The sequence below is a fragment of the Serratia sp. LTN-2 genome, from assembly GCF_059740205.1.
The window spans coordinates 1-25,300 of sequence record NZ_JCAXDO010000010.1; the positions used below are offsets into that span (position 1 = coordinate 1).

A 25,300-nucleotide genomic window follows, 5' to 3' on the forward strand; every position below is an offset into this window, starting at 1 on the left:
CGGTAGTTCAGTTGGTTAGAATACCTGCCTGTCACGCAGGGGGTCGCGGGTTCGAGCCCCGTCCGTTCCGCCACTTATTTAATTATGCCTGCTTTCTTAGCAGGCATAATGTTAAGCGAGATTTAGGGGCGTAGCTCAGTTGGTAGAGCACCGGTCTCCAAAACCGGGTGTCGCGAGTTCGAGTCTCTCCGCCCCTGCCATATTAAGAACCCTTTGCGAAAGCAAAGGGTTTTTTTTTGCCTACTGTTCTCTGTCTTAGAGTATTACGGCTGCGGAAAAGAGCGCATTAGACGCCATAGGGCGAAGTTTTCCCGCTCCCGGTTGCCGCATGTACTTCCAATCTCCCTCAACTCCCCCCTGAATGTCGCACCGTCTTGCGTTATCTTCTCTCAGAAGGCGATAGCCGCATTTTAACTCGATAGACAGCCACGACCACGATGGCGGCATTTAAGGCCGCCATAACGTGTTAGGCTGCGGTATTTAAAGGTATTTTAAGTAATTGTCGAATCAAAGGCTGTTGATCGCTGTTTTGCAACCAGACGGCATACAGTGGGCGAATAATCGGCGGGATCTCGGCGGCGGCAACCAATTGCGGGTACTCTTTTTCCCATTGGCTGGGCAGGAAGGCGCAGCCGCCTGTGGTTTCCAGCAGCTGGCGCGTGAGATGAGCGGAGGTGGTGGTGAGTACCGGCACGTTATCGCCTTCCAACATGCGGTTTTCCTGTTGGTGGAAGTCGGCTCCCCATTCCAGCTTGATGTAGGGCATCGGGGCCTGCTTGTCGCGATGTGCGGATGAGAACAGGCGTAAAGAGAAATTGCTTAGCTGCTGGCTGGCCAATTCATCCATCTTCGGCGGTTCTGTGGTGATCAGTAAATCGAGCTGCCTTTCATGCAGTTGTTTTACCAAAGAGTGCCTTAATGCCACCCTGGCTTCGAGCTGCAGCGCCTCCCGTTGTTGATAGAGCGCCTGTAGCCACGGGGTCAGATAGGCCTCCCACAGCGAGGCGGTAGCGCCGATCGATAACTCGGTGTGTTGCAGCGAACGCACGACCTCTTTCTTCGCCAACTGCCAGGTGTTCATCAGGCTCTCTGCATAGGGCAGAAGCCGCTCACCAGCTGGTGTCAGGCGGATATTATTGCGATGACGGGTAAATAAATTTGCGCCCAACTGGTTTTCTAGCTGACGGATGCGGAAACTGACCGCGGACTGCGTTAAGTACAAAGATTCTGCGGCTCTGCCAAAGTGACGCGTTCTACTGACCTCCAAAAAGGTTTTCAGTAATTCGGTATCCACACCTATCTCCAAAAAAATTTGTCGTTAAGATTTAAATGTTTTGTTTTACACGCTGTCAAGCCTATCTAATACTCCGCGCCATAAACAGCACGGCCATAAGAGAATTAGGAGCGTGTCAGATGGCGGATAGCTTCACCACGACCAATCGTTTTTTTGATAATAAACATTACCCTCGCGGGTTCTCCCGTCACGGCGATTTCACCATTAAAGAGGCGCAATTGCTAGAGCGCTTCGGCTACGCGTTTAACGAGTTGGACTCAGGTAAACGCCAGCCGGTCACTGAAGAAGAACAGCTGTTCGTCGCAGTGTGCCGCGGTGAGCGCGAAGCGGCTACCGAGCAGGAAAAAGTATGGGCTAAATATCTGGCGCGCACACGTCGCCCGAAGAAATTCCATACTCTGTCCGGCGGTAAACCGCAGGCTGACGCAGTAGAAGATTACAGCGACAGCGACGACTAAAGACGATGGGGCCTGCGGGCCCCATTTTCTATTCCAGACTCCGATGCAGCTGTAACAGCAGACGATCCATACTGCGATAGCCCAGCGCTTCGCTAAGGTGGCGCCTGTTGAGCTCAGCATCTCCCGTCAAATCCGCCAGCGTGCGTGCAACCTTCAAGATGCGCTGCCAGGCGCGGACCGATAGCCCCAGCGCGTTCAATGTCGTCTCCAAAAACTCGGCGTCCGCCGCCTGCAAAACGCAATCCCGTTCCACTTCGCGGTTGCTCAACAGCGCGTTGATTTTGCCGGCGCGTTCGAGCTGCCGGGCGCGCGCCAGTAACACTCTTTCTCTCACCTGCTCGCTGCTTTCTCCATGCCTTTGCCGCTGACTGAGCGTACCCGGCGGCAGCAGCGGCACCTCGATAGACAGATCGAAACGGTCGAGAAAAGGCCCCGATAGCCGAGCCAGATAACGCAGCACCTGCTGCGGTGAGGCGCGATTGTGCAACCCGTGGTAATGCCCGGTCGGGCTGGGGTTCATCGCTGCGATCAATTGTACCCTTGCAGGGAAGCAGACCTTGGCGTTGGCGCGTGAAATCACGATCTCGCCGGATTCCAGCGGTTCACGCAGCGCATCCAGTACTTTACGCTCGAATTCCGGCAGCTCATCCAGAAACAGCACGCCGTTATGCGCCATAGAAATCTCGCCCGGGCGCGGTAGTGAGCCGCCGCCGACCAATGCCGCCATCGATGCGCTGTGATGCGGCGCGCGAAACGGCCGCAGGCGCGATAGCAAAGCGGTGGGAACATGATGCTGCAAGCTGGCGACCGCCAGGCTTTCCAGCGCTTCATGCTCCGCGAGCGGCGGTAGCAAGCCCGTGAGACGGCTGGCCAGCATGGTTTTACCGGTGCCAGGCGGCCCGATCAACAGCAGGTTATGCCCGCCGGCGGCGGCGATCTCCAGTGCCCGTTTGGCCTGTTCCTGGCCGATGATGTCGCGCAGGTCGGCGCTTTCGCAGACGTTGTCCGCAGCGGGAGGTGTGGTCGCCACCGGCAGTTCGCCCTGGCCGAGCAGAAAGGCGCAGACTTCCAACAGGTGTCGGGCGGTATAGGAGTGCGACTGTGCGATCAGGCCGACCTCGGCGGCGTTATCCGTTGAGAGGATCAGTTGTCGCCCGGCCTCGGCCGCCGCCAGCGCCGCCGGGATAGCGCCCTTGACCGCGCGCAGTGAGCCGGACAGCGCCAGCTCGCCGAGAAACTCATAGCGCGCCAGGGGGGCGAGGGGCAGTTGCTCGGAGGCGGCGAGGATAGCCAACGCTATCGGCAGATCGTAACGCCCGCCTTCTTTCGGCAGATCGGCGGGCGCCAAATTGACGGTGATGCGCCGTGCGGGGAAGGTGAAACCGTTGTTGATCAGGGCGCTGCGCACCCGATCGCGCGCTTCTTTCACCGTGGTTTCCGGCAGACCGACCAACGTCAGGCCGGGCAGGCCATTGCTGATATGCACCTCTACCGTGACGGAAGGGGCCTGAACGCCGATGATGGCGCGGCTATAGATTACCGCCAGTGACATATTGCTCTCCTTGCTGAAGGCGACATGATGCGCGATTCATCCTGGCGGCGCGCGGCGTTATTGGTAATTTTTCCATGATGTTCGCAGCCTAATCACCGATTTTCATCGAAGCGAATAAGATTGTGCGGGCTGCCTCGCAGCCTGCGGCAATACCCATTAACAATTCGCTGAATGCTGCAACACATTAGCGGCCCAGACGCATTGCACCCATAGGCTTAATGGGTGTATTTAACAATTGATTAAAAGAAAAATCACTTCTTTGACACACTCCGACCGCCGCCGCATTCCGCCCGGCAGCCGCTAAATCTCCTGACTTCGTACTCTACGGTAGGGATAACACTATGTTTGGTTGGACCTCGCTGCAACGCAACGCGGCAATCGCCAGCTTTTCAAGCTGGACGCTCGACGCTTTCGATTTTTTCGTGCTGGTATTCTTGCTCAGCGATATCGCACAATCCTTTCACGTCGGCCTGGAGCAGGTCACGTTGGCCATTCTTCTCACGCTGGCGGTGCGGCCAATAGGCGCGCTGATCTTTGGGCGAGCGGCGGAAAAATATGGCCGCAAGCCGATCCTGATGCTGAATATCGTCTTCTTCTCGGTGTTTGAACTGCTTTCCGCCGCCGCACCTTCGCTGACGGTCTTTTTGCTGTTGCGGGTGCTGTACGGCGTTGCGATGGGCGGTATCTGGGGCGTGGCGTCGTCATTGGCGATGGAAACCATACCGGACCGCTCGCGCGGGCTGATGTCGGGCATTTTCCAGGCCGGTTATCCGTTCGGTTATTTGCTGGCGGCGGTGGCCTATGGCCTGCTGTTCGAAACGGTCGGCTGGCGCGGCATGTTCGTCATCGGCGCGGCACCGATCCTGCTGCTGCCGTTTATTTATTATTGCGTGCACGAGTCGCCGGTGTGGCTGGCGGCACGTGAGCGTAAAGAGAGCACCGCTTTGCTGCCGGTGCTGAAGAGCCACTGGAAGCTGTGCTGCTATCTGGTATTGCTGATGGCGGCGTTCAATTTCTTCTCCCACGGCACCCAGGATCTGTATCCGGTGTTTCTGAAAGTTCAGCACGGTTTCGATCCTAAAACCGTCAGTATCATTGCCATTAGCTACAATATCGCATCAATTATCGGTGGCGTATTCTTCGGTTCGTTGTCGGAAAAAATCGGCCGGAAAAAAGCGATCATCATCGCCGCGCTGCTGGCGTTGCCGGTGATCCCGCTGTGGGCGTTTTCCAGCGGCTCGCTGATGTTGGGGCTCGGCGCTTTCCTGATGCAGTTCATGGTGCAAGGCGCCTGGGGCGTAGTGCCGACCTACCTGACCGAGCTGGTGCCGGCCAACACCCGCGCGGTGCTGCCAGGGTTCGTGTATCAGCTGGGCAACCTGATCGCCTCGGTCAACGCCACGTTGCAAGCCAGCATCGCCGAGCATCATGGGCACAATTACGGCCTGGCGATGGCGATCGTCGCCGGCACGGTAGCGGTAGCGATCGCCCTGTTGGTGTTCTTCGGCAAGGATACGCGCGGCAAGGCCATCACCGGCGCGGTGAAAAATCCGGGCATGCGCGCCAACGTATGAAATCCGGGCGATCCGCATGAGGTATGACCAGATTGCGCCGAATAATAACGCAAAAAAAGTGTTGTCATGTCGCGCGCGGCTGTGGTACCTCTGTAAGCATTAGTTCTGAATGAGCACAGTGAACAAACCCATTATGAAAGCCTTTGCCCAAGTGATTAGCCTAGTCGTGATTAGCGTGGTGGTGATTATTATCCCACCGTGCGGGGCTGCACTTGGACGAAGAAAGGCTTAGCAAACAAGCCGGAATCGCAAGAGAACCCCCGCACCGTCAGGTCCGGGGGTTTTTTATTGGCAAGAGAAAAGTGGAGCAAGGGGCGGAAGATGAAAAACAGAACAAAATCCTGCAGTTGTCGAAGTAAGGCGGGGAAATAACTATGAATGGCGCTCAGTGGGTAGTTCAAGCGTTGCGTGCGCAGGGAGTGGATACCGTATTCGGCTATCCGGGTGGGGCAATCATGCCGGTGTACGATGCACTGTATGACGGTGGTGTGGAACACCTGCTGTGCCGCCATGAACAGGGCGCCGCCATGGCCGCCATCGGCTACGCCCGCGCCACCGGCAACGTCGGCGTTTGCATCGCCACTTCCGGCCCCGGCGCCACTAACCTGATCACCGGCCTGGCTGATGCGCTGCTCGATTCCGTTCCCGTTGTCGCCATCACCGGTCAGGTGGGTTCCGCGCTGATCGGCACCGATGCCTTTCAGGAGATCGATGTTCTCGGCCTGTCTCTGGCCTGCACCAAGCACAGTTTCCTGGTGGAGTCGCTGGACGCCTTGCCGGGCATTATGGCGGAAGCGTTCGCCATCGCCGCCGGCGGCCGCCCTGGCCCGGTGCTGATCGATATCCCGAAAGACATCCAGCTGGCGCAGGGCGACTTGCATCCGCACCTGATGCCGGTCGATGAAGCGCCGGCGTTTCCAGCGGCGGCGTTGGCGGAGGCGGCCGAGCTGCTGGCGCAGGCGCACAAACCGATGCTGTACGTCGGCGGCGGCGTGGGCATGGCGCAGGCGGTGCCGGCGCTGCGCGAGTTCATCGCCGTGACCCGCATGCCGAACGTCGCCACCCTGAAGGGGCTGGGCGCGCCGGATGCGCAAGATCCGCTGTACCTCGGCATGCTGGGCATGCATGGCGCCAAGGCCGCCAACCTGGCGGTGCAGGAGTGCGATCTGCTGATCGCTGTCGGCGCGCGTTTCGATGATCGCGTGACCGGCAAACTGAACGCCTTCGCGCCGCACGCCAAAGTGATCCACATGGATATCGATCCGGCGGAGATGAGCAAACTGCGCCAGGCGCATGTGGCTCTGCAGGGCGATCTGAAAGCATTGCTGCCGGCGTTGCAGCGCCCGCTGAACATCGCCGCCTGGCAGCAGCGGGTAACGGCGCTGAAAGCCGAGCACGCCTGCCGCTACGATCACCCCGGCCAGCCGATCTTTGCGCCGCTGTTCTTGCGCCAGCTGTCTGACCGCAAGCCGGCCAACAGCGTAGTGACCACCGACGTCGGTCAGCACCAGATGTGGAGCGCTCAGCACATGACGTTCGAGCGCCCGGAGAATTTCATCACCTCCAGCGGCCTCGGCACCATGGGATTCGGCGTGCCGGCCGCGGTAGGCGCTCAGATTGCCCGCCCGCAAGATACGGTGATCTGCGTCTCGGGTGATGGCTCCTTCATGATGAACGTGCAGGAACTGGGCACCATCAAGCGCAAGCAGCTGCCGCTCAAAATCGTGCTGCTGGACAACCAGCGCCTCGGGATGGTGCGTCAATGGCAGCAGTTGTTCTTCGACGGCCGCTACAGCGAAACCAACCTGTCCGATAACCCCGACTTCCTGATGCTGGCCGCCGCCTTCGGCATTCCCGGCCAGCGCATCAGCCGCAAGGATCAGGTGGAGGGCGCCCTCGAGGCGCTGTTCAACACCGAAGGCCCTTATCTGCTGCAGGTCTCTATCGACGAACTCGAAAACGTCTGGCCGCTGGTGCCGCCGGGCGCCGGCAACGAAACCATGTTGGAGGAAATATCATGATGCAGCATCAACTCTCGATCCAGGCGCGTTTTCGCCCCGAAATGTTAGAGCGCGTATTGCGGGTCGTGCGTCATCGCGGCTTTCAGGTTTGTGCTATGAATATGGTTTCCCCGGCCAACGCCGACAGCATCAATATCGAATTGACCGTTGCCAGCCCGCGTCCGGTCGCCTTGTTGTCATCTCAATTAAGCAAGCTGATGGACGTCTCCTGCGTCGAGATCCAGCAGCCAACATCACAACAAATACGCGCCTGAGGCGCCGAGAAGGATAAATAACAATGACAAAGAAAGCCGATTACATTTGGTTCAATGGTGAGATGGTTCCTTGGGCCGAGGCCAAAGTGCACGTGATGTCGCACGCGCTGCATTACGGTACGTCGGTATTTGAAGGCGTGCGCTGCTACGACTCGCACTTGGGGCCGGTGGTGTTTCGCCATCGCGAGCACATGCAGCGTCTGCACGACTCGGCGAAAATCTACCGCATGCCGGTTTCGCAAAGCGTCGACGAGCTGATGGAAGCCTGCCGCGCCACGCTGCGCAAGAACAACCTGGTCAGCGCGTACATTCGCCCGCTGGTGTTCGTCGGCGATGTCGGCATGGGCGTCAACCCGCCGGCCGGTTATAAAACGGACGTGATTATCGCGGCGTTTCCTTGGGGCGCGTACCTGGGTGAAGAGGCGCTGGAGCAAGGTATCGATGCGATGGTCTCCTCTTGGCACCGCGCGGCGCCGAACACCATCCCGACCGCGGCCAAAGCCGGCGGCAACTATCTCTCCTCCCTGCTGGTGGGCAGCGAAGCGCGCCGCCACGGCTATCAGGAAGGCATCGCGCTCGACGTGCACGGCTACATTTCCGAAGGGGCGGGCGAGAACCTGTTCCAGGTGAAAGACGGCGTGATCTACACCCCGCCGTTCACCTCGTCGGCGCTGCCGGGCATCACCCGCGATGCGATCATCAAGCTGGCGAAAGACATGGGCTTCGAAGTGCGCGAGCAGGTGCTGTCGCGCGAATCGCTGTACCTGGCCGATGAAGTGTTCATGTCCGGCACCGCGGCGGAGATCACGCCGGTGCGCAGCGTGGACGGCATTCAGGTCGGTATCGGTAAACGTGGCCCGGTGACCAAACAGATTCAGGAGGCGTTCTTCGGCCTGTTCACCGGCAAGACGGAAGACAAGTACGGCTGGCTGGATCCGGTAAACCCTTAACGACAAGGCTCGCCGCGCAGCGTGGCGGACGACAAGACAGACAAGATAAGAATATCCAGGCGGTTCGTTCGCCGCCTGCCATAAATACATTTGGAGTGAAAAGAGCATGCCTAAGTACCGTTCCGCCACCACCACCCATGGCCGCAATATGGCGGGTGCCCGCGCCTTGTGGCGCGCGACCGGGATGACCGACGCCGATTTCGGCAAGCCGATCATCGCCGTGGTCAACTCCTTCACCCAGTTCGTCCCGGGCCACGTGCATCTGCGCGATCTGGGCAAGCTGGTTGCTGAACAGATCGAAGCCTCCGGCGGCGTGGCCAAAGAGTTCAACACCATCGCGGTGGATGACGGCATCGCCATGGGCCACGGCGGCATGCTCTATTCCCTGCCGTCGCGCGAGCTGATCGCCGATTCGGTTGAATACATGGTGAACGCCCACTGCGCCGACGCGATGGTGTGCATCTCCAACTGCGACAAAATCACCCCGGGCATGCTGATGGCGGCGTTGCGCCTGAACATTCCGGTGATCTTCGTCTCTGGCGGCCCGATGGAGGCCGGCAAGACCAAACTCTCCAACCAGATCATCAAACTGGATCTGGTGGACGCCATGATCCAGGGGGCCAACCCGAACGTCAGCGACGCCGACAGCGAGCAGATAGAACGTTCCGCCTGCCCGACCTGTGGTTCCTGCTCCGGCATGTTCACCGCCAACTCGATGAACTGCCTGACCGAAGCCCTGGGCCTGTCGCAGCCGGGCAACGGCTCGCTGCTGGCCACCCATGCCGATCGCAAGGAATTGTTCCTCAACGCCGGCAAACGCATCGTCGAGCTGACCAAACGTTATTACGAGCAGGACGACGCCAGCGCGTTGCCGCGCAATATCGCCAACAAGGCGGCGTTTGAAAACGCCATGACGCTGGATATCGCCATGGGCGGTTCGACCAACACCGTGCTGCACCTGCTGGCTTCGGCGCAAGAAGGCGAGGTGGACTTCACCATGGAGGACATCGATCGCCTGTCGCGCAAAGTGCCGCACCTGTGCAAGGTGGCGCCGAGCACGCAGAAATACCACATGGAAGACGTGCACCGCGCCGGTGGGGTGATCGGCATCCTCGGCGAGCTGGATCGCGCCGGTTTGCTGAACCGTGAGGTGAACAACGTGTTGGGGCTGACCCTGCCGCAGACGCTGGAAGCCTACGACGTGATGCTGACCCGCGACGAAAGCGTCAAGAAAATGTACTCCGCCGGGCCGGCCGGCATCCGCACCACGCAGGCATTCTCTCAGGACTGCCGCTGGGATTCGCTGGACACCGACCGCAAGGAAGGCTGCATCCGCACCCGTGAACACGCCTACAGTCAGGACGGTGGGTTGGCGGTGCTGTACGGCAACCTGGCGGAAAACGGCTGTATCGTCAAAACCGCCGGTGTAGACAAAGAAATCCTCACCTTCCGCGGCCCGGCCAAGGTGTACGAAAGCCAGGATGATGCGGTAGAAGCGATCCTCGGCGGTAAAGTGGTGGCGGGCGACGTGGTGGTGATCCGCTACGAAGGGCCGAAAGGCGGGCCGGGCATGCAGGAAATGCTGTACCCAACCACTTACCTGAAATCGATGGGGCTGGGCAAGGCGTGCGCGCTGATCACCGACGGGCGTTTCTCCGGCGGCACCTCCGGGCTGTCCATCGGCCACGCCTCGCCGGAAGCAGCTAACGGCGGCCTGATCGCCCTGGTGCAGGACGGCGACATGATCGCGATCGACATTCCTCATCGTGGTATCCAGCTGGATGTCAGCGAGCAGGAGCTGGCGGCGCGGCGTGAGGCGGAACTGGCGCGCGGCGACGCGGCCTGGACGCCGAAAAACCGTGAACGTCAGGTGTCCTTCGCGCTGCGCGCCTACGCCTCGTTGGCCACCAGCGCCGACAAAGGCGCGGTGCGCGACAAGAGCAAACTGGGGGGATAAACGCATGGCGGTCTCTCAACCCCTACCCAGCGCCCCGTGCGGCGCAGAATATCTGCGAGCGGTGCTGCGCTCGCCGGTCTACGAGGTGGCGCAGGTCACCCCGCTGCAGGCCATGAGCAAAATCTCCTCGCGCCTCGGCAACACCATTTTGGTGAAGCGCGAAGATCGCCAACCGGTGCACAGCTTCAAGCTGCGCGGGGCCTATGCGATGATCGCTGGGCTGGACGAAGAGCAGAAGGCACGCGGCGTCGTGACGGCTTCGGCCGGCAACCACGCGCAGGGCGTCGCCTTCTCCGGTAAGCGGCTGGGGATCAAAACGCTGATCGTGATGCCGGTGTCCACCGCAGATATCAAGGTGGATGCGGTGCGCGGCTTCGGCGGTGAAGTGCTGCTGCACGGCGCCAATTTCGACGAGGCTAAAGCGAAGGCGATCGAGCTTTCCCAACAGCAGGGCATGACCTTCGTGCCGCCGTTCGATCACCCGACGGTGATCGCCGGGCAGGGCACGCTGGCGATGGAGCTGCTGCAGCAAGACGCGCATCTGGATCGGGTTTTCGTGCCGGTCGGCGGCGGCGGCCTGGCCGCCGGGGTGGCGGTGCTGATCAAGCAACTGATGCCGCAGATCAAGGTGATCGGCGTCGAGGCGGAAGACTCCGCCTGCCTGCGCGCGGCGCTGGATGCCGGCCATCCGGTGGATCTGGCGCGCGTCGGGCTGTTCGCCGAAGGTGTGGCGGTGAAGCGTATCGGCGACGAAACCTTCCGCCTGTGCCGTGAATATCTGGACGACGTGATCACCGTGGACAGCGACGCCATCTGCGCGGCGGTCAAAGATCTGTTCGAGGACGTGCGCGCGATTGCCGAACCTTCCGGCGCGCTGGCGCTGGCGGGGCTGAAAAAGTATGTCCAGCAGCACAACATTCAGGGCGAGCGTCTGGCGCATGTGCTGTCCGGCGCCAACCTCAACTTCCACGGCCTGCGTTACGTTTCCGAACGCTGCGAACTGGGTGAACAGCGCGAAGCGCTGCTGGCGGTGACCATTCCGGAACAGCAGGGCAGCTTCCTCAAGTTTTGCCAGCTGCTGGGTGGCCGCTCGGTAACCGAGTTCAACTACCGTTACGCCGATGCCGACAACGCCTGCATCTTTGTCGGCGTGCGTCTGACGCGCGGCCACGCCGAGCGGCGAGAGATCATCGACGAGCTCAACGCCGGCGGTTATCAGGTGGTGGATCTGTCGGACGACGAGATGGCCAAGCTGCACGTGCGCTACATGGTGGGCGGGCGTCCGTCGAAGCCGCTGCGCGAGCGGCTGTACAGCTTTGAGTTTCCGGAGTCGCCGGGCGCGCTGCTGAAGTTCCTGCAGACGCTGGGCGCGCACTGGAACATTTCGCTGTTCCACTACCGCAGCCACGGCACCGACTTCGGCCGGGTGTTGGCGGCCTTCGAACTGGCGCAATCCGAGCCGGAATTCGAGCGGCACCTGCAGGCGCTGGGCTACGATTGCCACGACGAAACCGACAACCCGGCGTTCCGCTTCTTTTTGCAGGGGTGAGTCCGGTGTGTTTATCCGGCCGGTTGTCCCGCTTAGCGGTAGGCGGCCGGGAGATGGAACGCCAAATCGCAGCGCGCGATCGTGCGCTGTTCGCCGGCGTAGATACGCAGCTGGAACAGCATTTCCTCACGCCGGGCCAGCGCCTGTCGCCGCCGGGCGTCGGCAATGTCATGTTGCTGATGGTATGCCTGACGCTGGGGCTGGCGGGTGTGATGGGTCTGGTCACGGACGTGGCGGCCGCCTGGAGCGGCAAGACCTCCGCCGCCGTGTTGATGGGCAGCGGCGCGATCGTGGCGGTGTGGATGACGCTGATCCTGTTCCAACTGGTGCAGGGTAAAAACAGCGGGGTGGTATTGTTGCAATATTACCTTGGCATGCTCGGCCTGTGTTGCCTCGGCGCCGCGGCGGCGTGGGCCGCAGGGATGACCGGCATCGCCACCGGTGCCTTGCTGCTGGGGGGCGCGGTTGGCGGCGCGCTGTTCAGCAACCGGGCGGCGTTCTATCTCTACGTCGCTTATTTTCGCACGCGTCGGCGCGTGTTTATCAAACGCCGTTGGCAGAGGGAAGATCTGCGCAACACCCGATAAACCGTCAGAACGGAAAAATTTATGACGCAACCTTTCTCCGGCTTCAGCCAGCAGGGCTTGAATTTCCTGCAGCAGGTGCGGATCGAAAACGATAAGGCGTGGTTCGACGGCAACCGCGACATCTACGATCGCGAGCTGCTGGCGCCGTTCCGCGCGCTGGTGGAGCAGTTGGCTCCCGGCATGTTGGCGATCGATCCGCAGTTCGAGACTCGCCCGGCGATCGGCAAAACGCTGTCGCGCATTCATCGCGATACGCGTTTTTCTCACGACAAGTCGCGCTACCGCAGCCGCATGTGGCTGACGTTCAAGCGTCCGAGCAAAGACTGGAAAGACGCGCCGGTGTACTTTTTCGAACTGGGGCCGGACATGCTGCGCTATGGGCTCGGCTACTACAGCGCCAACAAGCCGACCATGGATCTGTTTCGCCATACGCTGAGGCAGCGGCCGCAGCCTTTCCTTGAGGTGGCTGCCTGCTGCCGGCCGCCGTTCGAGCTGGTGGGCGAGAGCTACAAGCGCCCGCTGGTGAAGGAGCAGGCGGCGGAGATCGCCACCTGGTACAACCGCAAATCGTTCGCGGTGATGGTGACCGACAGCGAAGTGGAAAAGCTGTTCAGCGCCGATCTGGTGCCGCTGCTGGCCGGGGCATTTTTGCAGCTTGAGCCGCTCTACCACTGGCTGATGCAGGTAGAGACGATGAAGCAGATCGATCCGGCGGATCTGTAAACCCCCGCGTCAGCGGGGATGCAGCAGACGCCAAAAGGCGTCGATCAGCGGATCGCTCAGGCGTTTTTTCTGGACGCAGACCCCCAGCTCGAAGGGTTCGACCATCGAGATGTTATCCAACTGCGAGATGCGGTTGCGCACCGGCTCCGGGCTGTTGTCCACCACCACGCTCGGGATCAGCGCGATGCCGCAACCCAGGGCCACCATCGACACGATCGCTTCGTGGCCGCCGACGGTGGCGTAAATCAGCGGATTGCTGATGCGGTGGCGGCGGAACCACAGCTCGATGCGTTTTCGCGAAGGGCCGTGTTCCGGCAGGATGAAAGGGATCTCGGCCCAGTCTGGCTTGTCGGCGAACGCCTGGCTGCGCACCGCGCAGGGCAGCGCCGGCGCGATCAGCACCAGCGGAATTTCGCCGATTTTGGTGAACGCCACGCTGGCGGGCAGCGTTTCCGGCCGGCCGGCGATGCCGAGATCGGCCTCGTTGGACTGCACCTTGTCGACCGCGTCGGCGGCGTCGCCGGTGGTCAGCTTGATCTCCACCAGCGGGTGCTGCGCGCGGAAGCGGTCGAGGATCGGCGGCAGGTGGCTGTACGCTGCGGTCACCGAGCAGAACAGCCGCAGTTCGCCACTCAGCGACGGGCCGTGCTGGCCGAGCGAGTGCTTCAGCTGCTGATATTGCAGCAGCGTTTGCTGGGCGAATTCTTTCAGCTGTTCGCCGGCGTCGGTGAGCTGCACGGTGCGGTTGTCGCGCAGGAACAGCGGCTGCCCGAGGATCTCTTCCAGCCGCTGGATCTGGCGGGAGAGCGTCGACGGGCTGACGTGCATCGCCTTGGCGGTGCGCCCGAAGTGATGGCTTTCGGCCAGATGCAGGAACAGCTTTAAATCACGTAAATCCATATCGATACGCTCGCAGTTGGAGTGTTGCATAAATTGCAATATCACGTTCTCAATATATCAATTTAAGCAACGCATTTCCTGTTATACATTGAGTTTAACGAATCTCCGCACAGACAGGGCGGGGAATGAAAATAACAATGCAAGACAACATCAAACCGGAGTACCACCATGGCTAACTATTTCAACACATTGAACCTGCGTCAGCAGTTGGCGCAATTGGGTAAATGCCGCTTTATGGCGCGCGACGAATTTGCTGACGAAGCCGGCTACCTGAAAGGTAAAAAAGTGGTGATTGTCGGCTGTGGCGCCCAGGGCCTGAACCAGGGGCTGAACATGCGCGACTCCGGCCTGGATGTCGCCTATGCCCTGCGTAAAGAAGCGATCGACGAGAAACGCGCTTCCTGGCGCAAGGCGACCGAAAACGGCTTTAAGGTCGGCACCTACGAAGATCTGATCCCGCAGGCGGATCTGGTGGTCAACCTGACGCCGGACAAGCAGCACACTTCCGTGGTGCGCGCGGTGCAGCCGCTGATGAAAGACGGCGCGGCGCTGGGTTACTCCCATGGCTTCAACATCGTTGAAGTGGGTGAGCAGGTGCGCAAAGACATCACCGTAGTGATGGTCGCGCCGAAATGCCCGGGCACCGAAGTGCGTGAAGAGTACAAACGCGGTTTCGGCGTGCCGACCCTGATTGCGGTTCACCCGGAAAACGATCCGAAAGGTGAAGGCATGGCGATCGCCAAGGCCTGGGCGGCGGCGACCGGCGGCCACCGCGCCGGCGTACTGGAGTCTTCCTTCGTCGCCGAAGTGAAATCCGACCTGATGGGTGAACAAACCATTCTGTGCGGCATGCTGCAGGCGGGTTCGCTGCTGTGCTTCGACAAGCTGGTGGCGGAAGGTACCGATCCGGCTTACGCCGAGAAACTGATTCAGTTCGGCTGGGAAACCATCACCGAAGCGCTGAAGCAGGGCGGCATCACGCTGATGATGGATCGCCTGTCCAACCCGGCCAAGTTGCGCGCTTATGCGCTGTCCGAACAGCTGAAAACCATCATGGCGCCGCTGTTCCAGAAGCACATGGACGACATCATTTCCGGCGCGTTCTCCAGCGGCATGATGGCCGACTGGGCGGAAGACGACGTGAAACTGCTGACCTGGCGCGAAGAGACCGGTAAAACCGCGTTCGAGAATGCGCCGCAGTTTGAAGGCAAGATCAGCGAGCAAGAGTACTTCGATCACGGCGTGCTGATGGTGGCGATGGTGAAAGCGGGCGTTGAGCTGGCATTCGAAACCATGGTCGATGCGGGCATCATCGAAGAGTCGGCTTACTACGAGTCGCTGCATGAGCTGCCGTTGATCGCCAACACCATTGCACGTAAACGTCTGTATGAAATGAACGTGGTCATCTCCGATACCGCGGAGTACGGCAACTACCTGTTCGCCAACGCGGCGGTGCCGCTGCTGAAGGACTTTATGACCACCCTGCAGGCGGGTGATTTGGGTAAAGCCGCGGCGGGCACGGCGGTAGACAATGCGCAGCTGCGTGACGTGAACGAAGCGGTGCGCAGCCACCCAATCGAAACCGTCGGCCGCAAACTGCGCGGTTACATGACCGACATGAAACGCATCGCCGTTGCGGGCTGATTGTCCGCAAGATGAAGCACAAAAAGCCGGCTGAGATGCCGGCTTTTTTTATGCCTCCGGCGGCGCGATCAGCTGCTGCTCGAGACCGCGCCGGATCGCGTGTTTGGCGTTCGTCACCCCCAGCTTACGCACCACATTGCCGATGTGAAATTTCACCGTGCCGGTTTTGATCCCCAGGATCAACGCGATCTCATGGTAGGTTTTGCCCTGGCTGGCCCAATAGAGAATTTCTCCTTCGCGCGGCGAGAGCCGATCCGTCCGGCTTGTTTCGGCACTGGCCAACGCCAGCGCATGCTGGTGGGTATCGACCAAGACCATCTGCAGGTTGGCCCGCTCGTCTGCCATCAACTGTCGCAGTTCGGCGTCATCGGCCGCCGTCGCGCTGATCGACAAGATCGCCAGATTGTTGTCGTGATCGTGCAAAACAAAGCTGCAACCGTGCACGATGTCGTATTCCCGCGCCTGATTGAAGATCTTCCGGTAATGCCGATCCTCGGTGGTGAGAGGGGTGTCATGCCACATGAAGGGCGCGCAGCGGCCATGGGCGGCGCGGACGACGGGATCGATGTGCTGATAGCGATTGGCGCTGTAGATATTCAGCCATTCTTGCGGGTAGCTCGAAACCAGCAGATGGCGATCGGGATGGTGTTTGTTGAAGGTCAAATAAGCGTATTTGAATCTGCTGAAGGCGTGCAGTTGGCCGTCAAGATGCAGTCTTGCGGCGACGGCGTTGGCGAATGCGACGGCCATCGGTAACCTCCCTGTCGTTCGGCGGTTCAGCCCGACCTGCACTAAAGTCCAGCTAGTCAGTGCGGCGGATTGAAATTTATACTCGGCTAATAAATTCAAAAAGGCGGCAATGCCAAGACCCGAGCTTAACAGCTATGGGCGAAAATAAGCCAACGCCAGGGAAATTCTTTCACTCATTCTCTTATCAATGCTTCTGGGATCCCGTGCGAGGGCGGCGAGATAATCTCGCCGCCGCCTTATTGGTCATGCCGGCATGGCCGCTGCGGGAATGATGGCGCCACGGTGTTGGATCACCGCAGCGGCGAGCAGATGGCCGCGCTGCGCCGCCTGTTGGGCGCTGCCGCCGTTCAGGCGTAGCGCCAGGTAACCGGCGCTGAAAGAGTCGCCCGCCGCAGTGGTATCCACTACGCGCTCCGGCGGCAGCGCGATCGCCGGCACCTCAAGCCGCTCCCCCTCTGCACTGAACACCAGGCACGCGTCTGCACCGCGTTTGATCACGATCTCGCCGACGCCGAGCGCCTGCGTACGTGTGACCACCCGTTCGATAGGCTGCCCACCCCACAGCAACTCTTCATCATCCAGCGTCAGAAAAGCGATGTCGGTACAGGCCAGCACCTCGCGATAGGCCTGCTGCGTTTCCTCACGGCTTGGCCACAGGCGCGGACGGTAGTTGTTGTCAAAGATAACCTTGCCGCCGTTGGCGCGGCAGCGGCGCAGCAGCGCCAGCAGCTTGGTACGATCGGCGGGAGCGAGGATCGCCAGGCTAATGCCGCTGAGGTACAGGTAATCGAACTGCGCCAGCCGGGCGCACAGCTCGTCGGCCTGCGGTCCCGCAAGCCAATACCGGGCGGCGGCGTCGTTGCGCCAGTAGTAAAAGGTGCGTTCGCCGGCGGCGTCGGTTTCGATCATATACAGGCCCGGCAGTTTGTTTTCCAACTGCTGAACCAGCCCGGTCTCGACCTTCTCTTGCCGCCAGGCCTGCAGCATCTCGCGGCTGAAACTGTCGGTGCCGAGTGCGGTGACGTAATGCACCCGCCACGCCTGTTCCGGCATTTGGCGGGCGAGGTAGACGGCGGTGTTGAGGGTATCGCCGCCAAAGCCGCGCGTCAGCTGCGCGCCCTGTTGCGACAGCTCGATCATGCATTCACCGATCACGGCGAGATTTCGGATAGTCATCGTCAATAAGCCCTGGCTAAACAAGAAGCAACAGCCGTCAGTCTCCACGTAAGGCAGTGAGGGAGTCAATAAATTAAAACGGTGTTTTAATTTTTTATGATCGCGATCGGCTAGCGTCGGCAGGGCGAGGGAGAAGCGCACGGCAATTCGTGCTTAAAGTTTTACGCCGCGCTGCCGATAAGCTGGGTAAAGAAACAGCGGCAGCGCTCTCATTTCCCCGCCACGGCGATAGTACCGATGATAACCAACCTGATCTCTGGTCTGCTGGCGCCCTGTTTTGCCCTCTATGCCTGCGCTAAATCGCGGCGCTACTGGCGGCAATGCCGGCGCTTGTATACCTTCCAGCCGATTTATCGCACCAGCGGCGCGCTGCTGGCGGTGGAACTGCTGACGGCGGTGTATCACCCGAATGAGCCGGACAAACGGCAATCCCCGGAGCACTATTTTGCCTCGCTCGACGTCGCTCAGCGTTTGCGGGTAATCCAGGAACAGTTGGCGTTGCTGCAGCGCTGGCAGGCGTTGTTCATTCGCCACGCGGTGATGGTGTCGGTCAATATCGACGGCATCGCGCTGCAAGCGTTGCAGCGGCATAGCGCGTTGCAACGGCAGATCGCCGAGATGCCCTATCTGCGTTTCGAGTTGGTGGAGCACGCCGAAACGGCATCAAACCGCCCGCTGCAGCAGATCGTCGGCGGTGAACGGCTGTGGTTGGACGATTTCGGCAGCGGGCTGGCCAACTTCTCCGCCGTTGGCGCCTGGCGTTATCAATACATCAAGGTGGCGCGCGAGCTGTTCACCTTGCTCAAGCAGTCGGAAGAGGGCGTGCAACTGCTTGGCACCCTGATCAAGATGATGAACCAGCACAGCGATGGGGTGATCGTCGAAGGCGTGGAGACCGAACAGGAGTGGCGGCTGGTGCAGCGTTCCGGCGCGTTGGCCGCGCAGGGCTACTACCTCTCTCGCCCGGCGTGCTTTGAAACCCTGCACAGCGTACCGACGCTGTTCGCCGCGCCCGGCGCATCGGCGTGAACTCCGGCCTATCCTCAGCTAGGCTTAAACGGGGCTGCTAATACCTTTTCCTTTCATTCGGCAGCCCGTTTTATGCGCTGAGGGAGCCGCTATGACAAGAACAGGAAAGGTTTTCAGCTGGCTGGGCGGCATTGTGCTGCTGGCGATCGCCGCACTGGCGATCTTCATCGCCACCTTCGACTGGAATCGACTCAAGCCCACCATCAACAACAAAGTGTCGGCCGAACTGCGGCGGCCATTCGCCATCCGGGGCGATCTGGGCGTCGACTGGTCGCGCAATCCGGATGAGGGCGGCTGGCGCGCCTGGGTGCCCTGGCCGCATATCCATGCCGAAGATGTGTGGCTGGGTAATCCGAAAAACATGCCCGGCGACAGCATGGTGACGCTGCAGCGCGTCGACGCCAGCATTGCACCGCTGGCGTTGCTGGGGAAAGAACTGCTGATCCCGCGCATCTGGCTCAAGCAGCCGAATGCCTCGTTGCAACGCCTGGCCAACGGCGACAATAACTGGACGTTTGACCTGGCCGCCGGTCAGGATCCGCAGCAGCCGCCTTCCGACTGGTCATTCACCGTTCACGACATCGTATTCGACAAGGGGCAGATCGCCTTTAAAGACGCCATCCTGAAGGCGGATTTCCGCGCCGTTATCGATCCGCTCGGCAAACCGCTGCCGTTCAGTGAAGTGACCGGCAAACAGGACGGCGGCAAGGCCGTGACACCGGATTACGTTTTCGGCTGGCAGGTGAAAGGCAAATATAACGGCGAGCCGTTGAGCGGCAGCGGCAAGATAGGCGGCATGCTGTCGTTGCAGAGCGCCAACTTGCCGTTCCCGCTGCAGGCCGATGTGCGCTCCGGCAGCACCCGGGTGGTGGTGGCGGGCACCTTGTCCGATCCGCTGAACCTCGGCGGCCTGGACGTGCAGCTGAAATTTTCCGGCGAAAGCCTGGGCAACCTGTATGGCCTGACCGGCGTGTTGCTGCCGAATACGCCGCCGTATGCGACCGATGGCCATCTGAGCGCCCGTCTGCATCAGCCGGGCGGCGCCGTGTTTGAGTATCAGAAATTCGATGGCAAAATCGGCGACAGCGACATTCATGGCGATTTGAAATACGTTGCCGGCAAACCGCGGCCGACGCTGAGCGGGGCGGTGAACTCCCGGCAGCTGAGATTGGCGGATTTGGCGCCGCTGATCGGCGCGGACTCCAACGCCGCCAAAGCTGGGCGCGGCGAGAAGAGCCGCCAGCCGGCGGACAAGGTGCTGCCGGTTGAACAGTTCGATACGCAAAGCTGGCGCAAGATGGATGCGGACGTGAAATTCGCCGCCGCGCGCATCGAGCGCGGCAGCGATTTGCCGCTGAGCGATCTGGCTACGCATCTGAAGTTGAACAACGGCGAACTGCGTCTGGATCCGCTGCGCTTCGGCATGGCGGGCGGCAGTATGAACGCCGTCGTGCGCCTCGACGGCAGTAAAAAGCCGATGCGCGGCCAGGTAGATATGCATGCGCGCAAACTTCAGCTCAAACAGCTGTTGCCGAACGTGGAAGCGATGAAGCGCAGCCTCGGGCAGATGAACGGCGACGCCAGGCTGGCGGGCAGCGGCAATTCGGTGGCTGAACTGCTGGCGACCAGCAACGGCGATCTGCGCCTGTTGATCAATAACGGGGTGATCAGCCGCAGCCTGATGGAGATCCTCGGCCTGAACGTCGGCAACTATCTGGTGGCTCAGCTGTTCGGTGACGACGTGGTGGGCATCAACTGCGCGGCGGCGGACGTCGGCATCCGCAGCGGCGTCGCCGCGCCGCGTCTGTTCGTGTTCGACACCGAGAATGCGGTGATCAACATCACCGGCAACACCAATTTCGCCACCGAACGGCTGGATTTGTCCATCGATCCGGAAAGCAAGGGCATGCGCGTGCTGACCCTGCGCTCGCCGCTTTACGTGAAAGGCACCTTCAAGCACCCGGACGCCGGGGTCAAAGCCGGGCCGCTGATTGCTCGCGGTGCGGCGGCGGTGGCCTTGGGGGCGGTGCTGACGCCGGCGGCAGCGCTGCTGGCGCTGGTCTCGCCCAGTGAAGGCGGCGAGGAGAACCAGTGCGGGCAGATCCTGCGGGAGATGAAAGGCAAAAAATAGTCAGGCGCGCGGCGGCGGCGTAAGCAGCCGGCAGTCGTGATCCTGGAGCTCTTCCGCCGAGGCCAGAGTGAACGGCAGCAGGCTGCGCTCGGTCGCCAGCAGCAGGAAATCGCCGTCCGGCAGCGCGGCCATCGCCAGGCCGAAGCTGCCCATGCGCCCGTCGGCGCGCGGCAGGCCGGCAGCCAACAGACGGAAGGCGCCCTGTTGTTCCAGTTCGGCAGGGGTCACCCGCCGCCCCAGATAGTCATGCCCCAACAGACCGCCGGGCAGCGGTTGCCACTGATTGATGAAATCGGGGCCGATCTGCGTCAGCCGCTGTTTTACCGCCGGCAGCAGGCAGGAGATATGAATGTGCAGCTGGTTTTGCGTGCGGCCATATTCCGAGTTAATCGCCAGCGAAATATCGCCGTCGTCGATCGGCTTGCCATAACGTTCCGCCATCACGTGGCGTGCGCGCCAGGCCTGGGCGAAGAAATTCGGCGTGGCGGCGTCCAGCACCGCCGGGCTTTCGATACCGGTGATTTTGGCGCTGGGCATCAGCAGATATTGCAGCGGCCCGTTGCGGTCTTTAAACACCACGAAACCGGCCTGCGCATCCACCTGCGCGCAGGGCGCCGGGTTGTCATGCGCCTGCTGATTGGGCAGGCATTGCTGGCTGACGATGCGCCACAGCGCATCGGGATGGTCGGGTTTCAACCCGTAATAGAGTGCGATGGCGAGCGCCGCCAGCAGCGCAACGCAGACAAATACCCCACGACGCAGAGACATCGGCCGATCCTGTTACCGAGAGAAACGACCAGCATAGCCCGATTTTATGACAGGAAACGCACAACGCGTGCGGCCCCCGCAGTGAGGGGCCGCAGGGGATCACAGCGACTGGTGGCGGGTTTCTTTCATCAGCAGCAGGGCCAGCAGCGTCAGCCCGGCCATCGCCGCCAGGTACATGCCGACGTAGAACAGCCCGTAGTGGGCCGCCAGCCAGGTGGCGATATACGGCGCCACGGACGCCCCGAGGATCGACGCGACGTTGTAGGAGAACGAGGCGCCGGTATAGCGCACTTCGGTCGGGAACAGCTCCGGCAGCAGCGCGCCCATCGGGCCAAAAGTCAGCCCCATGATGCTCAGGCCGCACAGCAGGAAGCCCATCACCAGCGCCTGGTTGCCGGAGCCCAGCAGGCTCGGGAACAGGAACGCGAAGCCGATCATCAACAGGGTAATGGCGATCATGGTCTTGCGGCGGCCGAACGCGTCCGCCAGCAGGCCGGCGATCGGCACCATCACGCCGAAACCGATCACCGCCACCATCAGCATCCACAGGAAGCTGTTGCGGGAGTAGCCGAGGCCCAGCGGCTGCGGCGCGGTGCCGTAGGTCATCGAATATACCGTCATCAGATAAAACAGCGTGTAGGTCGCCAGCATGATGAAGGTGCCGAGGATGGTGGCTTTCAGATGCTTGCTCAGCAGCGTGCCGAGCGGCACTTTCACCTGTTTGCCGGCCTTGGCCGCTTTGGCGAATACCGGCGTCTCATGCAGCGACACCCGAACGTACAGGCCGATCAGCACCAGCGCGGCGGAAAGGATAAACGGCACGCGCCAGCCCCATTCCATAAACTGCTGGTCGCTCAGCAACCAGGAGAGCAACAGGAAGGTGCCGTTGGCGAAGAAGAAGCCGATCGGCGCCCCCAGTTGGGGGAAGGAACCGTACAGCGCGCGTTTTTTGGCCGGCGCATTTTCCGTCGCCAGCAAGGCGGCGCCGCCCCATTCGCCGCCCAGCCCCAGGCCCTGGCCAAAGCGCGCCAGCGCCAGCAGGATAGGGGCGAAGATGCCGATGGTTTCATAGCTCGGCAGCAGGCCGATCAGCACGGTGGAAATCCCCATGGTCAGCAGCGAGGCGACCAGCGTCACCTTGCGCCCTACGCGATCGCCGAAGTGGCCGAACAGCGCAGAGCCGATAGGGCGCGCGACAAAGGCGACGGCGAAGGTGGCCAGCGACTGCAGCGTCGCGGTGGTCGGATCGCCCTGTGGGAAGAAGATATGCGGGAACACGATCACCGCGGCGGTGGCGTAGATGTAGAAATCGAAGAACTCGATGGCGGTGCCGACCAGCGAGGCGACGATGACTTTTCCGCGGGAGTTTACCGGTGTGGGTGCGTCGCCGGCGTCGAGTGGGGGTGCGATGGTGGCTTGCATAATTTTTCTTATCGTTAGGAGGGGTAAAAATCCATCTTAGTGACAGCATTCGGCCTTTTCAACGGCGGAACTTTGGCCAGTGCCGTCACTAACCGGTTAAAAAGACTAATGTTTTATCCATCATCTTTTCTGCAGCGTTAAACGTTGAGAAATGGATTCCACGCAGAGGGAATAGCTACAAAAAGGGGAAAGAAAAGTGATTGGGTAGTTTGTTATGCTGGTTTTCTGGATGGCGTACCGCACGATTCAGAGAAATTGACTGGTTTTTTGCCTGATAACCAGAGGAAAGTGCCGGTGCGTGCGGAAACACCGGCACGATAGCATGGCTTCAGCGCGCCGGAGGCTCGCGTTCCGGCAAGGCTTTGTCGCCTTTGTAGTCGGCGGTGGCGATCCAGGCGGCGCAAAACAGCGTCAAGCGGGCGAAGAAGTAGAAGAACGCCATCAGCCCGATCACCGAGCCGAAGGCCGCCCCTGAAGGTGACTTCGCCACCTGCGGCAGCGTCATCGTCATCACGAATTTGATCACCTCAAAACCGATGGCGGCGAGCAAGGTGCCGCGCAGCAGCGCTTTTTTCTTCGGTTTGTGGCGCGGCAGCATCCAGAAAATCCACAGGAACAGCAGATAGTTGGCGAAGATCGAGATCGACAGCGCGATCAGCGTCAGCGCCGGCCGCAGCCATTCGATGCCGTCCAGCCCCAGCGCGTTGACGATCGCCGCCTGCGCCGATCCGGCGACCGAGGTCAACGACAGCGTAATGATCAGCGCGACCACCAGGCCGGTCAGCGAGATGAAGTCGCGGGTATATTTGAAGTAGATTTTCTCCTGATCCTGCGGATTGCGTTCCCAGACGTCGCGCGACTGCGCGCGGATCGCTTCGCGCAGGTTGCCCATCCAACTGATGCCGGAATAGAGCGCCAGCGCCAGGCCGGTCAACCCCACGGTGGTGCGCTGCTGAATGGCGGTGTTAACGGTGTTCTTCAGCGTGGTGGCCAGCGTCGGATCGCTGATGCTGCCGACGATCCTGTTGATCAGCCTGGCAAGCAGATCCGGGTTGGAGGCCAGCACGAAACCGGCGGCGGCGAACGACACCATCAGGATCGGGATCAGCGAGAGGAATGAAAAATAGGTGATGGCGGCGCCGAATTGGCTGCCGAGCCGATCGTTAAAGCGTTCGGCGGCGCGCAGCAGGTGCGCCACGCTCGGCCAGGCTTTGATGCGTTCAATCAGACGTGAAAAACCACCGATGCGGCGGTCGAGAGTCTCATGGCCGGTCTTGATGGCGATAAGCGGCTTCGGCGGCGTGTCTTGTGCGGGTTGGCGGTGTTCCTGGTCTGGTCCTGTAGGCATTACTTCACGATTTCCTTAACGTTAAATGGCATGTTTCAGCAGTGATTATAGCCAAAGCTCCGCGGCGGTTTGCGCGCCGGGCAGGCGGACGGTCATTTTCCGAGCTTAACGCGTTAGCGCCCGGCATGAAATGCCGGGGAGAGCCCGATAGGTAAAATTCCTATGAAAACCCCGTGGTGCCTCGGTTTTTTTCACTTCCCTACCTCCAATTTTTATCTGTTTCGTCGGTGAGAAAGCGTTTACTCATGGTGTGGCGTCGCGCTTTGCCGACCGCCGCTCCGCTGCAGCCGTAGGGGCTGAAACGGTCTCATCCGTCATCAACAGAAAAACTGGAAGGTCTTATGAAATTACTTAATCATCCCACCTGTCGTCCGTTTACCGAAGCGGGCAACCTGACGCAGCTTTCCGCCTACTATGAAGAGGGGCGGCACATCATGTGGATGCTGCTGCGCGCTGCGCCGCGCCCCTGTTTCAATCAGGCGCTGATCGAGGACATCATGACGCTGGCGCAGGCGGCAAAAGAGTCTTCGCTGCGGTTCGATTTCTGGGTCACCGGCTCGCTGGTGCCGAACATGTTCAACGTCGGCGGCGATCTGCAATTCTTCGCCGAAGCGATCAAAAACCGCAAACGCGAGGCGATGATGGCCTATGCACGCGCCTGCATTGACTGCGTGCATGCGGCGGCGCGCGGTTTTGACACCGGTGCGGTCAGCATTGCCATGGTCGAAGGCAGCGCGCTGGGCGGCGGGTTTGAAGCGGCGCTGGCGCACCATTTCGTGTTGGCGCAGAACAATGCGCGCATGGGGTTTCCGGAGATCGCGTTCAACCTGTTTCCCGGCATGGGCGGTTACTCGCTGGTGGCGCGCAAGGCGGGCATGCGCTTGGCCGAGGAGCTGATTTGGGGCGGCGAGTCGCACACCGCAGAGTGGTTCGAAAGCCGCGGGCTGGTGGATCAGCTGTTCCAGCCCGGCGACGCCTACATGGCGACGCGCACCTTTATCGATACCATTCGGCCGAAGCTCAACGGCATGCGCGCCATGTTGCGGGCGCGGCAGCGCGTGTTGCAGCTGACGCGCTCCGAGCTGATGGACATTACCGAGGATTGGGTGCACTCGGCCTTTACCATTGAGGAAAAGGACCGTGCCTACATCGAGCGGCTGGTGATGTTGCAGGATCGCCACACCCTGAACCTGCGTCGTGCCGGCTAACCTTA

General features: G+C 60.9%; 22 protein-coding genes and 1 tRNA gene. 15 read left to right on the forward strand and 8 right to left on the reverse strand.

What is annotated here, in order from left to right; all coding sequences use genetic code 11:
• Positions 1-124: 124 nt before the first annotated feature.
• A tRNA-Trp gene (locus AC6BYQ_RS18175) sits at positions 125-200 on the forward strand.
• Positions 201-466: 266 nt separating this feature from the next.
• Here the strand turns inward: AC6BYQ_RS18175 and hdfR are convergent.
• Entirely contained in the window at positions 467-1,294 is an 828-nt protein-coding gene (hdfR, locus tag AC6BYQ_RS18180) for an HTH-type transcriptional regulator HdfR (RefSeq protein ID WP_025159876.1), read from the reverse strand.
• 119 nt (positions 1,295-1,413) lie between these two features.
• Between hdfR and AC6BYQ_RS18185 the strand changes: the two genes are divergently transcribed.
• Complete coding sequence (locus tag AC6BYQ_RS18185) at positions 1,414-1,752, forward strand: MaoP family protein (protein WP_048232148.1); 339 nt, start codon at positions 1,414-1,416, stop codon at positions 1,750-1,752.
• A 28-nt stretch (positions 1,753-1,780) separates the two neighbouring features.
• Here AC6BYQ_RS18185 and AC6BYQ_RS18190 read toward each other — a convergent pair whose 3' ends face one another.
• Positions 1,781-3,304 (reverse strand): YifB family Mg chelatase-like AAA ATPase, encoded by a 1,524-nt coding sequence (locus tag AC6BYQ_RS18190; protein WP_498057311.1) that lies wholly within the window; start codon positions 3,302-3,304, stop codon positions 1,781-1,783.
• A 341-nt stretch (positions 3,305-3,645) separates the two neighbouring features.
• Here AC6BYQ_RS18190 and AC6BYQ_RS18195 point away from each other — a divergent pair, with 341 nt between their 5' ends.
• From AC6BYQ_RS18195 to AC6BYQ_RS18235, 9 genes are all read left to right on the forward strand, one after another.
• Positions 3,646-4,878 (forward strand): MFS transporter, encoded by a 1,233-nt coding sequence (locus tag AC6BYQ_RS18195; RefSeq protein ID WP_019455270.1) that lies wholly within the window; start codon positions 3,646-3,648, stop codon positions 4,876-4,878.
• A gap of 133 nt (positions 4,879-5,011) precedes the next feature.
• Complete coding sequence (gene ilvL, locus AC6BYQ_RS18200; RefSeq protein WP_013814970.1) at positions 5,012-5,110, forward strand: ilv operon leader peptide; 99 nt, start codon at positions 5,012-5,014, stop codon at positions 5,108-5,110.
• Between the two features lie 142 nt (positions 5,111-5,252).
• Positions 5,253-6,899: an acetolactate synthase 2 catalytic subunit gene (gene ilvG, locus AC6BYQ_RS18205; protein ID WP_025159877.1), complete on the forward strand. Its 1,647-nt coding sequence runs from the start codon at positions 5,253-5,255 to the stop codon at positions 6,897-6,899.
• The gene (ilvM, locus tag AC6BYQ_RS18210) at positions 6,896-7,153 is read left to right on the forward strand and encodes an acetolactate synthase 2 small subunit (RefSeq protein WP_004929955.1); all 258 of its coding nucleotides are present in this window, start codon (positions 6,896-6,898) and stop codon (positions 7,151-7,153) included. The genes ilvG and ilvM overlap by 4 nt, the downstream gene beginning before the upstream one ends.
• A 23-nt stretch (positions 7,154-7,176) precedes the next feature.
• Complete coding sequence (locus AC6BYQ_RS18215; protein ID WP_019455268.1) at positions 7,177-8,103, forward strand: branched-chain amino acid transaminase; 927 nt, start codon at positions 7,177-7,179, stop codon at positions 8,101-8,103.
• Positions 8,104-8,209: 106 nt separating this feature from the next.
• Positions 8,210-10,060: a dihydroxy-acid dehydratase gene (ilvD, locus tag AC6BYQ_RS18220; protein WP_019455267.1), complete on the forward strand. Its 1,851-nt coding sequence runs from the start codon at positions 8,210-8,212 to the stop codon at positions 10,058-10,060.
• Positions 10,061-10,064: 4 nt separating this feature from the next.
• Entirely contained in the window at positions 10,065-11,609 is a 1,545-nt protein-coding gene (gene ilvA, locus AC6BYQ_RS18225; RefSeq protein WP_154747878.1) for a threonine ammonia-lyase, biosynthetic, read from the forward strand.
• A 23-nt stretch (positions 11,610-11,632) separates the two neighbouring features.
• Positions 11,633-12,196 (forward strand): immunity protein Sip4, encoded by a 564-nt coding sequence (gene ssi4, locus AC6BYQ_RS18230; protein WP_498057363.1) that lies wholly within the window; start codon positions 11,633-11,635, stop codon positions 12,194-12,196.
• 21 nt (positions 12,197-12,217) lie between these two features.
• A complete protein-coding gene (locus AC6BYQ_RS18235; protein WP_038874696.1) occupies positions 12,218-12,919 on the forward strand; it encodes a DUF2461 domain-containing protein in 702 nt (233 codons plus the stop codon).
• Between the two features lie 9 nt (positions 12,920-12,928).
• Here the strand turns inward: AC6BYQ_RS18235 and ilvY are convergent, their stop codons facing one another.
• On the reverse strand, positions 12,929-13,819 hold the full coding sequence (gene ilvY, locus AC6BYQ_RS18240) for an HTH-type transcriptional activator IlvY (RefSeq protein ID WP_004929971.1): 891 nt from the start codon (positions 13,817-13,819) through the stop codon (positions 12,929-12,931).
• A gap of 168 nt (positions 13,820-13,987) precedes the next feature.
• On the opposite strand from ilvY, the gene ilvC reads away from it, so the two are divergent.
• Positions 13,988-15,463, forward strand: a complete 1,476-nt coding sequence (gene ilvC, locus AC6BYQ_RS18245; RefSeq protein ID WP_019455262.1) for a ketol-acid reductoisomerase — start codon at positions 13,988-13,990, stop codon at positions 15,461-15,463.
• 48 nt (positions 15,464-15,511) lie between these two features.
• Here the strand turns inward: ilvC and AC6BYQ_RS18250 are convergent, their stop codons facing one another.
• Together AC6BYQ_RS18250 and kdgK are read right to left on the reverse strand one after the other, a co-directional pair.
• Positions 15,512-16,213, reverse strand: a complete 702-nt coding sequence (locus AC6BYQ_RS18250; RefSeq protein WP_063918339.1) for a LuxR family transcriptional regulator — start codon at positions 16,211-16,213, stop codon at positions 15,512-15,514.
• A gap of 243 nt (positions 16,214-16,456) precedes the next feature.
• Positions 16,457-17,389, reverse strand: a complete 933-nt coding sequence (gene kdgK / locus AC6BYQ_RS18255; protein ID WP_498057312.1) for a 2-dehydro-3-deoxygluconokinase — start codon at positions 17,387-17,389, stop codon at positions 16,457-16,459.
• Positions 17,390-17,626: 237 nt separating this feature from the next.
• On the opposite strand from kdgK, the gene pdeH reads away from it, so the two are divergent.
• Complete coding sequence (gene pdeH / locus AC6BYQ_RS18260) at positions 17,627-18,418, forward strand: cyclic-guanylate-specific phosphodiesterase (protein WP_019455259.1); 792 nt, start codon at positions 17,627-17,629, stop codon at positions 18,416-18,418.
• A 91-nt stretch (positions 18,419-18,509) separates the two neighbouring features.
• Positions 18,510-20,549 carry an AsmA family protein gene (locus tag AC6BYQ_RS18265; protein ID WP_498057313.1) on the forward strand — a complete coding sequence of 680 codons (2,040 nt, stop codon included), beginning with the start codon at positions 18,510-18,512 and terminating at the stop codon, positions 20,547-20,549.
• On the opposite strand, the gene AC6BYQ_RS18270 is transcribed toward AC6BYQ_RS18265, so the two are convergent.
• The 3 genes from AC6BYQ_RS18270 to yhjD form a co-directional block, all read right to left on the reverse strand.
• Complete coding sequence (locus AC6BYQ_RS18270) at positions 20,550-21,317, reverse strand: CDP-diacylglycerol diphosphatase (protein WP_498057314.1); 768 nt, start codon at positions 21,315-21,317, stop codon at positions 20,550-20,552. It lies immediately after the preceding gene.
• 99 nt (positions 21,318-21,416) lie between these two features.
• On the reverse strand, positions 21,417-22,739 hold the full coding sequence (locus AC6BYQ_RS18275; RefSeq protein WP_019455256.1) for an MFS transporter: 1,323 nt from the start codon (positions 22,737-22,739) through the stop codon (positions 21,417-21,419).
• Between the two features lie 328 nt (positions 22,740-23,067).
• A complete protein-coding gene (gene yhjD / locus AC6BYQ_RS18280) occupies positions 23,068-24,087 on the reverse strand; it encodes an inner membrane protein YhjD (protein WP_063918344.1) in 1,020 nt (339 codons plus the stop codon).
• 341 nt (positions 24,088-24,428) lie between these two features.
• Here yhjD and AC6BYQ_RS18285 point away from each other — a divergent pair, with 341 nt between their 5' ends.
• A complete protein-coding gene (locus AC6BYQ_RS18285) occupies positions 24,429-25,295 on the forward strand; it encodes a crotonase/enoyl-CoA hydratase family protein (RefSeq protein ID WP_019455254.1) in 867 nt (288 codons plus the stop codon).
• Positions 25,296-25,300 lie beyond the last annotated feature (5 nt).

Excerpts from the sequence above, each read along its gene's own strand:
- ilvG (WP_025159877.1), top strand. The coding sequence starts at position 5,253 with ATGAATGGCGCTCAGTGGGTAGTTCAAGCGTTGCGTGCGCAGGGAGTG.
- yhjD (WP_063918344.1), bottom strand. The coding sequence starts at position 24,087 with ATGCCTACAGGACCAGACCAGGAACACCGCCAACCCGCACAAGACACG.
- AC6BYQ_RS18215 (WP_019455268.1), top strand. The coding sequence starts at position 7,177 with ATGACAAAGAAAGCCGATTACATTTGGTTCAATGGTGAGATGGTTCCT.
- ilvY (WP_004929971.1), bottom strand. The coding sequence starts at position 13,819 with ATGGATTTACGTGATTTAAAGCTGTTCCTGCATCTGGCCGAAAGCCAT.
- AC6BYQ_RS18190 (WP_498057311.1), bottom strand. The coding sequence starts at position 3,304 with ATGTCACTGGCGGTAATCTATAGCCGCGCCATCATCGGCGTTCAGGCC.
- AC6BYQ_RS18185 (WP_048232148.1), top strand. The coding sequence starts at position 1,414 with ATGGCGGATAGCTTCACCACGACCAATCGTTTTTTTGATAATAAACAT.
- AC6BYQ_RS18235 (WP_038874696.1), top strand. The coding sequence starts at position 12,218 with ATGACGCAACCTTTCTCCGGCTTCAGCCAGCAGGGCTTGAATTTCCTG.
- ilvL (WP_013814970.1), top strand. The coding sequence starts at position 5,012 with ATGAAAGCCTTTGCCCAAGTGATTAGCCTAGTCGTGATTAGCGTGGTG.
- ilvA (WP_154747878.1), top strand. The coding sequence starts at position 10,065 with ATGGCGGTCTCTCAACCCCTACCCAGCGCCCCGTGCGGCGCAGAATAT.
- ilvC (WP_019455262.1), top strand. The coding sequence starts at position 13,988 with ATGGCTAACTATTTCAACACATTGAACCTGCGTCAGCAGTTGGCGCAA.
- kdgK (WP_498057312.1), bottom strand. The coding sequence starts at position 17,389 with ATGACTATCCGAAATCTCGCCGTGATCGGTGAATGCATGATCGAGCTG.
- AC6BYQ_RS18275 (WP_019455256.1), bottom strand. The coding sequence starts at position 22,739 with ATGCAAGCCACCATCGCACCCCCACTCGACGCCGGCGACGCACCCACA.
- AC6BYQ_RS18195 (WP_019455270.1), top strand. The coding sequence starts at position 3,646 with ATGTTTGGTTGGACCTCGCTGCAACGCAACGCGGCAATCGCCAGCTTT.
- AC6BYQ_RS18250 (WP_063918339.1), bottom strand. The coding sequence starts at position 16,213 with ATGGCCGTCGCATTCGCCAACGCCGTCGCCGCAAGACTGCATCTTGAC.
- AC6BYQ_RS18285 (WP_019455254.1), top strand. The coding sequence starts at position 24,429 with ATGAAATTACTTAATCATCCCACCTGTCGTCCGTTTACCGAAGCGGGC.
- ilvD (WP_019455267.1), top strand. The coding sequence starts at position 8,210 with ATGCCTAAGTACCGTTCCGCCACCACCACCCATGGCCGCAATATGGCG.
- AC6BYQ_RS18270 (WP_498057314.1), bottom strand. The coding sequence starts at position 21,317 with ATGTCTCTGCGTCGTGGGGTATTTGTCTGCGTTGCGCTGCTGGCGGCG.
- pdeH (WP_019455259.1), top strand. The coding sequence starts at position 17,627 with ATGATAACCAACCTGATCTCTGGTCTGCTGGCGCCCTGTTTTGCCCTC.
- AC6BYQ_RS18265 (WP_498057313.1), top strand. The coding sequence starts at position 18,510 with ATGACAAGAACAGGAAAGGTTTTCAGCTGGCTGGGCGGCATTGTGCTG.
- ilvM (WP_004929955.1), top strand. The coding sequence starts at position 6,896 with ATGATGCAGCATCAACTCTCGATCCAGGCGCGTTTTCGCCCCGAAATG.